The sequence below is a fragment of the Mesorhizobium sp. M0870 genome (genome assembly GCF_040319775.1).
GTDB lineage: Bacteria > Pseudomonadota > Alphaproteobacteria > Rhizobiales > Rhizobiaceae > Mesorhizobium.
This window is the reverse complement of record NZ_JAMYOI010000038.1, coordinates 48,744-56,184: the sequence shown is the minus strand read 5'-3', so window position 1 is coordinate 56,184 and position 7,441 is coordinate 48,744. Positions and strand designations below refer to the sequence as shown.

Below are 7,441 nucleotides of genomic sequence, written 5' to 3'. Positions count from 1 at the left end.
AGAAGCGCGACCAGCAGCAGCAGACCGAGCAGGCGCCGGCCGAACAGGCCGCTCCAGCCGAGGAACAGCAGCCGCGCAGGAAGAAGCGCGACCAGCAGCAGCAGACCGAGCAGGCGCCGGCCGAACAGGCCGCTCCAGCCGAGGAACAGCAGCCGCGCAGGAAGAAACGCGACCAGCAGCAAACCGAGCAGGCGCCGGCCGGCCAGGCGGAACCGGCCAACGACAATCAGCCCGGCGAGCAGGCCAAGCCGCGCAAGAAGAACAGGCAGGACCAGCAGGCCCAACCTGAAGTCGCCCCGGCACCGAAGGAGGCTCCCGCTGGAGAGGCGACGGCCCCTGCCGGCGAACAGCCCGCGGCCCAGGGCGAGCAGCCCCAGGACACGACGAAGAAGCGTGTCAGGAAACCTGTTGGCGAGCAGCCGGCCACAGCCGAGCAGCCAGCCACCGGCGAACAACCGGCCAATGGTCAGACGGCAGCACCGGTACAGGGCGAAAACCCGGTGCAAGGCGAAGCACCGGCCGATCCAAACGCCGCTCCCATCCTGGACAGCCAGAAGGACGCCGAGCGCAGAGGCGGCCGCAAGCAGGGCGACAAGATCGTCCCCCAGGATGGCGAGCAGCAGAATGGCGGGCAAAATGCCCAGCAAGGTGGCGATCAGGGCCGCAAGCCGGTGGCTGCTCCCATCGACCAAGGCCCGCCCCCCACCGACGACAGGGCCGCACAGCAGGAGATCAAGCCCGAGAAGATCGCGCCGGTGACCGAGGAAAAGGGCACACGCGTAGAGCGTGCACCCGATGAGAACGCCCGCGACCGCCGGCGTCCGAAAGGCGTCGACGTCGTCAGGGAACTCGGCGACCGCGTCATCCTGCAGTTCAACAACCAGACGTTCGTCGAGAGCAATGACGCCCCGCGCATGACCCGCGGCGCCAGGAACGTCTATTATGAGGATCTCTCGGGCAATCGCACCCGGGAAATCGTCGAGCGTGACAACGGTGTCCAGATCGTCACCATCCGCAACCGCTATGGCGACGTCATCCAGCGTTCGCGCATTGCGCCGGATGGACGCGAATATGTGCTGAGCTATGTCGATGAGCGGCACTATGAGGACGACAGCGACTGGCGCGATCCCGGCGATGATCTGCCGCCGATGCGGCTGACAATCCCGCGCGAGGAATACATTCTGGACTCCGAGGATGTCGAAGATCCGGACGACTACTACACCTTCCTCGAACAGCCACCGGTGGAGAAGGTCCAGCGCCTCTACTCGATCGACGAGGTCAAACGTTCGGCCCGCGTGCGCGACATCGCACGGCGCGTCGATCTCGACACGCTCAGCTTCGAATTCGGCTCGGCCTCGATCTCCGACACCGAGGTGCAGAAGCTCGAGGGCGTCGCCACCGCAATGGAGAAGTTGTTGAAGAAGAACCCGGCCGAGACCTTCCTGATCGAGGGTCACACCGACGCCGTCGGCTCGCCTGAAGCCAACCTCGCCCTGTCAGATCGCCGCGCGGAATCGGTGGCGGAGGCGCTGACCAACGCCTTCGGCATCCCGCCGGAGAACCTGACGACACAGGGCTATGGCGAGGAGTATCTGAAGGTCAATACGTCGGCGCCGAACCGCGAGAACCGGCGCGTTGGCATTCGCCGCATCACGTCGCTGGTGGCACCGGTCGCCAGCAACAATTAGGTCATGATTTCAAAACCATGACCTGGTTTGCGGAATCGGCACGAGAAGCATCCATCCCCGGCACTGCCGGGGGTGGATCAACGCGCCGGGTTCAACAAGAATTGTTCGGGGATTAGACACGGCTCATTGAATCGCGGGCGCAGCCACCCCAGATTCGGCGCTGGGCGTTCCCTGCCCCGTCCCGACTCCAGCGGGACGCATTAAGCCCCGCCGGACGTTGTTTGGCGGGGTTTTTTGTGTTGCAAACGGTGGCGACCTGGCCGAATACGGCCATTGTCCGAGAGATAACCAGCCGGAATCATTCTATGAAGCGTCTCGAACTCGCCATCGAATCGATCATCCTCGCGTCGCGCTGGCTGCTCGTCGTTTTCTATATAGGCCTGGCCCTTGCATTGGCCGTCTATGCGCTGTCCTTCGGCAAGAAGCTTTATGAGTTCATTACCCTGGCGTTCACGCTCGGTGACACCGACACTATCCTCAAGATGCTCGGCCTGATCGTTGCCGCGCTGGTTGCCTCGCTGGTGGTGATGGTCATCATCTCGGGCTACGAGAACTTCGTCAGCCGCTTCGACGACCAGGAGGGTGGCGTGCACTGGCTGGGCACCATCGATGTCGGTTCGCTGAAGGTCAAGGTTGCCTCGACCATCGTCGCCATCTCGTCCATCCACCTTTTGCAGGTGTTTTTGAACTCGTCGACCTACACGACCGACCAGTTGATGTGGCTGACCATCATCCACCTCGCCTTCGTCGTCTCGGCCCTCATGCTCGCCTATATCGACCGGCTGATGGGCCTCAGCAAAGGCAAGAAGGATGAGGCGTAAGCAAGCGCCTGCCGGACCTTGAATCATCCCGGCAGGGTTGGCGCCCTATGCTTTGTTTGCGCGAGGCTTTGCCGTGGCTCAGCCACGGCGGATGGCTTAGCTCGACGCTCACAATAACGCGGATCTAGTAGATGCTCTTGATCTTGCTGTCCGTGCGGGCAAACACCTCATCAGGGACAAAGAAATCGCCGGCCAGAGGCCCGGTCGCACCTGGCGCATAGGCTGAAAAATCGCTGACGCCCTCGGCGCGCAGCACCTCCTCGTCGATGTAGAAATTACCTGTTGTCTCGCGCGCGGGGCGCATGAAGATGGCATGCGCGGCGTCGGCCATGATGTCGGGCAAACGGCTCATCGCCGCCACCGTCGCGCCCCCGAGCAGATTGCGCACCGCCGCCGTGTCGATGGTCGAAATCGGCCACAGTGAATTGACGGCGATGCTGTCCTTGGCGAACTCCGCACTCATGCCCAGCGTGCACATCGACATGCCGAACTTGGCCATCGTGTAGGCGACGTGATTCCTGAACCACTTGGCCTTCATGTCGAGCGGCGGCGCCAGATTCAAGATGTGAGCATTTTGCGCCAACTTCAGGTGAGGAATGCACATTTTCGAGACCAGGAAGGTACCGCGCGTGTTGATCTGATGCATCAGATCGTAGCGCTTCATGTCGGTCTCGAGCGTGCCGGTGAGTTGGATGGCGCTGGCATTGTTGACGCAGATGTCGATACCGCCGAATTTCTCCACGGTCCTGGCGACCGCCTCGGCCACTTGTGCCTCCTCACGGATGTCGCACAGCACAGGCAGCGCATTGCCGCCGGCCTGTTCGATCTCTTCAGCCGCCGTATAGATCGTGCCCGGCAGCTTCGGATGCGGGTCGGCGGTCTTGGCCGCGATCGTCACATTGGCGCCGTCACGCGCGGCGCGCAGCGCGATCGCCAGCCCGATGCCGCGCGACCCGCCGGAGATGAACAGCGTCTTTCCCTTGAGCGACATTTTTCCTCCGCCTGCATTGTCTCGCTGCGCGATCCTTGCCTGTGAGGGCCTCGGACATCAAGAGCTTGCTGCGGGAGGCCACGGTGACGTTGCGGAGGCTGTCGTTGGCCAGCACTACAAACCTATTGGATTTATCGCCGCCTGGGTAATATATTCTATATGGATAGGTATGATATAGAATGGCGCTATCGATCAAGAATCTGGAAGTCGAGCAACTGGCGCGCGAACTTGCCCGCCGCCGGCGCGTCTCGGTGACGGAGGCCATCCGCCAAAGTCTCGAGCGCGAGGTTGCACGCGAGCGGCTGGTGCCGCGCGACGAAGCCAGCGACCTGTTTCAGCGGTTGATGGCGATCTCCGACAGCGCCGGAAAAATCCCCAAACGCGAAAATGCGATGACCGACGACGAAATCCTTGGATACGACGAGTTCGGAATCCCGACGAAATGATCATCGATTCCTCGGCCCTGGTCGCCATTCTGCGCGCCGAGCCAGGTCACGAACGTTTCGTGCTGGCGATCACGCAGGCCAAGAGACGCCTGCTGGCCGCGCCAACTTTTCTTGAAACGACGATGGTTCTTGCCGGCGGCAAGCAAGATGAAATCCTGGATCGCCTCGACAGCTTCCTACACACCGCCTCGATCGAGACCGTCGCCCTCACCGCCGATCATGCAGCTGTCGCCCGTCAAGCCTTCCTGCGCTACGGCAAGGGTCGGCACCCGGCGGCGCTGAACTTCGGTGACTGCATCGCCTACGCCACGGCGCGGCTCGAGGCCATGCCGCTCCTGTTCAAGGGTGATGATTTCCACCTCACCGATATCGAGGCGGCGGTGTGATCGGGATCAGACCAGCACCAGCCCTTGGCGCATCGCAATGGCAATCGCATCTGTGCGGTTGGCGGCACCGAGCTTGATCAGGATTGCGGCGACATGAAACTTCGCGGTGTGCACCGAAATGTTGAGCCGCCGCGCGATCACCTTGTTTGGAGCGCCCTCGGCCAGCAGCGCCAACACTTCCGCCTCACGCGGCGACAGCGAAGGCCGGGCGGCATGCTCGTCGGAGGCTTCCTCCTCGAACGGCTCGCCATCGCCGGCACGGAAATCCTCATGGCGTCCGCTTCCGCGCTCGCCCGAGACGCAATAGCCGGCCGCGGCCAGCCGCGCCGCCGCGGCGATCAACAAATCGTCCGCGCCAGCGGACATCACGGCCAGCACCTCACCGACGGGCCACTCGCCGCCAGCGCGTCCGGTCAGCAGCACCCGTGGAATGAGGGCCGGCACGCCATCACCAATGCTGTCGTCAACGATGGCGACGTCGGCTCTTCCACCGCCAGCCACGACCGGCAGCAGGTCATAGCTCGCGGCCAGCGAGGCCGCCAGGCGCTCGGCGCGTGACGCATCGCCAAGCGCAATCAGCACCACCAGCCGCCGCGAGACGGCACCGTCATGCATGATCCGGTCGCTGGTGAGCGTGTCCATGGATCCTCTCAGCTCAGCGGCTTTTCGCCGATTGTCAGCGCGACATCGCGCTGTTCGCCGCCGCGCACGACACCGAGCGTCACCGAAGCGCCGGCACTGTCGGGTCCGAGCCTGCGGATCAGGTCCCGCGGGCCGTGCACCGCCTCGCCGTTCCACGCCACGATGATATCGCCAAGAGAGAGACCGGCGGCCTTCGCGGGACCATCGTCATCGAGACTCATCACCATCGCGCCGTGCGCGTCGCGGTCGCGTACCGGATGCAGGCCGGCGCCGAGATAGCCGCGCGCGACATGGCCCTTTTCGCGCAAGGTCGCGACCGCCCGCTCGATCGTCTCGTAAGGCATGATCAGCGCCCGGTGGCGCGGTCCGAACAACAGCATGCCGATCAGCGCACCCTTGGCGTCGAGAACCGGGCCGCCCTCGAAACGGCCGCCCGCGCCGACGGCAAGATTGATGCGCCGGTCGATGGTGCCGCCGCGCATCGAGCGCCAGGCCGGGCCGACTTCGCCCACCGAGCCTGAAACAGCCAAAGCGGAACCGTCACTGCTGCCGATGGCAATGGCGATGTTGCCCGGCCGCACCGCATCGGCCTTGGCCAACGGCGCGGCGCTGACGGCCTCCGCCGGCTTCAGCAGGGCAACACCGGTAGAAGGGTCGCGGCCAACCAGCTCGGCCTTCACCGTTTCCCCCGAAGCCAACACCAGTTCGATCTCCTCGCCGGCCTCGACAGCCTCTTCAGCGGTGACGAAATAGCCGTCGCGCCAGTGGAAGGCGCTTGCCGTGCGGTGATGATGCGTGGCGAAGCCAGCCGTTGCCGGCGCGGCCTTGGCGGCGAGATCGGCGACGGCTTGCGAAAACGCGCTCAGATTGAAATCGCTCATAATGGTCTCCTGGGTTCATCCATGCCCCAGATATCGCTCGACAGCGCGTCCGCGGGTACTCGCCTGACGGCTAGTTGCCGGTTTGACTGGCCATCTGGTCAGGTCGCTGCGGTTCCAGCCGCTCCGCACATATAGTCACGATCAAGCCTGAACACACGGAGCCCTCCCATGGCCCTCGCCGTCGCCAAATTCCAAACCGATGATACGCTGCTCGACGCCTATTCGACGACGGTTGCCGACGCCGTCGACCGCATCGGTCCGGCCGTCTGCCGCATCGAGCGCGTTGGCGGTCAGGGCGGCCATGGCTCCGGCTTCGTCATCGCGCCGGACGGGCTGGTCGTCACCAATTTCCACGTCGTCGGCGACGCCAGGACGGTGCGCGTGTCGATGCCGGACGGTGCCTCCCGCGAAGGCCGCGTGCTTGGCCGCGATCCCGACACCGACATCGCGCTGGTGCGCGCCGACGGCAGCTTTGCCGACATCGCACCGCTGGGCGATTCCAAGCGGCTGCGGCGCGGCCAGATCGCCATTGCAATCGGCAACCCGCTCGGTTTCGAATGGACCGTCACCTCCGGCGTCGTCTCCGCGCTCGGCCGCTCGATGCGCGCCTCCACCGGCCGGCTGATCGACGACGTTATCCAGACCGACGCAGCGCTCAATCCCGGCAATTCCGGCGGACCGCTGGTGTCGTCGGCCGGCGAGGTCATCGGCGTCAACACCGCCATGATCCATGGCGCGCAAGGCATCGCCTTCGCGGTTGCCTCCAACACCGCCAATTTCGTCATTTCGGAGATCATCCGCTTCGGCCGCGTGCGCCGCGCCTTCATCGGCGTCTCGGCCGACACCGTCAATCTGCCGCGACGCGCTGCCCTGTTGTCGCAAGTCTCGACCAGCACGGCGGTTCGCCTGCGCAGCGTCGAGAAGGACGGCCCGGCGGCCAAGGCCGGCTTGAAGGAGGGCGACATCATCGCCGCAATAGACGGCCGCCCGGTCACCGGCGTCGACGACCTGGTGCGCGTGCTCGACGCCGAGCGCATCGGCCGCGAGACACAATGCACCGTGGTGCGCCGCACCGGCGTCAGCCAGGTGACGGTGACGCCGGTGGCAAGGGCGGGCTGAGGACGGTCACCGTTCCGCAGCCCCCTCGGCGTACTGCGCCAGAAACGCCTCGCTCGGCGGAATCGGCTTGATGACGTCGATCAGCACGCCATTGGGGTCTTTGGTGATGAAATGGCGCTGGCCGAAGGGCTCGTCGCGCAAGGATTGGAGGATCGGCAGGCCGGCGGCAAGGATCCGCTCATAGACCGCGTCCGGGTCGCGAACCTCGAAATTGATCAGCAGGCCCGATATGCGGCCCCGCCCCTCCTTCGGGATGGTCTCGTGGTCGCCCTGGACGATGCCGAGATTGACGCGTTTGTTGTCCACCGATTGCAGATGCACATACCAGTCGCTTTCAAACAGCGGCTGGAAGCCGAAATGCTCGACATAGAACGCCGTCGTGCCGGCGACGTCGCCGGTCATCAGCACCGGGTAATAGCTCGTCGTCTTCATCTTTCCTTCTCCCGTCAATTAACATACAGTCTGCA

At 64.4% G+C, this 7,441-nt stretch carries 9 protein-coding genes; 5 read left to right on the top strand and 4 right to left on the bottom strand.

Annotation, left to right across the window (positions count from 1 at the left end; all coding sequences use genetic code 11):
• Both NKH97_RS29935 and NKH97_RS29930 read left to right on the top strand, forming a co-directional pair.
• Positions 1 to 1,688, top strand: a 1,688-nt coding sequence (locus tag NKH97_RS29935; RefSeq protein WP_352799428.1) for an OmpA family protein, incomplete at its 5' end; no start/stop codon positions are given.
• Positions 1,689 to 1,993: 305 nt separating this feature from the next.
• Positions 1,994 to 2,509, top strand: coding sequence for a TIGR00645 family protein (locus NKH97_RS29930; RefSeq protein WP_352799426.1), 516 nt, complete (start codon positions 1,994 to 1,996; stop codon positions 2,507 to 2,509).
• A gap of 124 nt (positions 2,510 to 2,633) precedes the next feature.
• Here the strand turns inward: NKH97_RS29930 and NKH97_RS29925 are convergent, their stop codons facing one another.
• Positions 2,634 to 3,500 carry an SDR family oxidoreductase gene (locus tag NKH97_RS29925; protein ID WP_023809645.1) on the bottom strand — a complete coding sequence of 289 codons (867 nt, stop codon included), beginning with the start codon at positions 3,498 to 3,500 and terminating at the stop codon, positions 2,634 to 2,636.
• A 179-nt stretch (positions 3,501 to 3,679) separates the two neighbouring features.
• Between NKH97_RS29925 and NKH97_RS29920 the strand changes: the two genes are divergently transcribed.
• Both NKH97_RS29920 and NKH97_RS29915 read left to right on the top strand, forming a co-directional pair.
• A complete protein-coding gene (locus NKH97_RS29920; RefSeq protein ID WP_023809646.1) occupies positions 3,680 to 3,946 on the top strand; it encodes a type II toxin-antitoxin system VapB family antitoxin in 267 nt (88 codons plus the stop codon).
• Positions 3,943 to 4,332 (top strand): type II toxin-antitoxin system VapC family toxin, encoded by a 390-nt coding sequence (locus NKH97_RS29915; RefSeq protein WP_023809647.1) that lies wholly within the window; start codon positions 3,943 to 3,945, stop codon positions 4,330 to 4,332. The genes NKH97_RS29920 and NKH97_RS29915 overlap by 4 nt, the downstream gene beginning before the upstream one ends.
• Positions 4,333 to 4,338: 6 nt before the next feature.
• On the opposite strand, the gene NKH97_RS29910 is transcribed toward NKH97_RS29915, so the two are convergent.
• Both NKH97_RS29910 and NKH97_RS29905 read right to left on the bottom strand, forming a co-directional pair.
• Positions 4,339 to 4,974 carry a helix-turn-helix transcriptional regulator gene (locus NKH97_RS29910; RefSeq protein WP_023809648.1) on the bottom strand — a complete coding sequence of 212 codons (636 nt, stop codon included), beginning with the start codon at positions 4,972 to 4,974 and terminating at the stop codon, positions 4,339 to 4,341.
• Between the two features lie 8 nt (positions 4,975 to 4,982).
• Complete coding sequence (locus NKH97_RS29905; protein ID WP_023809649.1) at positions 4,983 to 5,855, bottom strand: S1C family serine protease; 873 nt, start codon at positions 5,853 to 5,855, stop codon at positions 4,983 to 4,985.
• Between the two features lie 168 nt (positions 5,856 to 6,023).
• On the opposite strand from NKH97_RS29905, the gene NKH97_RS29900 reads away from it, so the two are divergent.
• On the top strand, positions 6,024 to 6,974 hold the full coding sequence (locus tag NKH97_RS29900; protein ID WP_023809650.1) for a S1C family serine protease: 951 nt from the start codon (positions 6,024 to 6,026) through the stop codon (positions 6,972 to 6,974).
• A gap of 6 nt (positions 6,975 to 6,980) precedes the next feature.
• Here NKH97_RS29900 and NKH97_RS29895 read toward each other — a convergent pair whose 3' ends face one another.
• Entirely contained in the window at positions 6,981 to 7,406 is a 426-nt protein-coding gene (locus NKH97_RS29895; RefSeq protein ID WP_352799422.1) for a VOC family protein, read from the bottom strand.
• Positions 7,407 to 7,441: the final 35 nt, after the last annotated feature.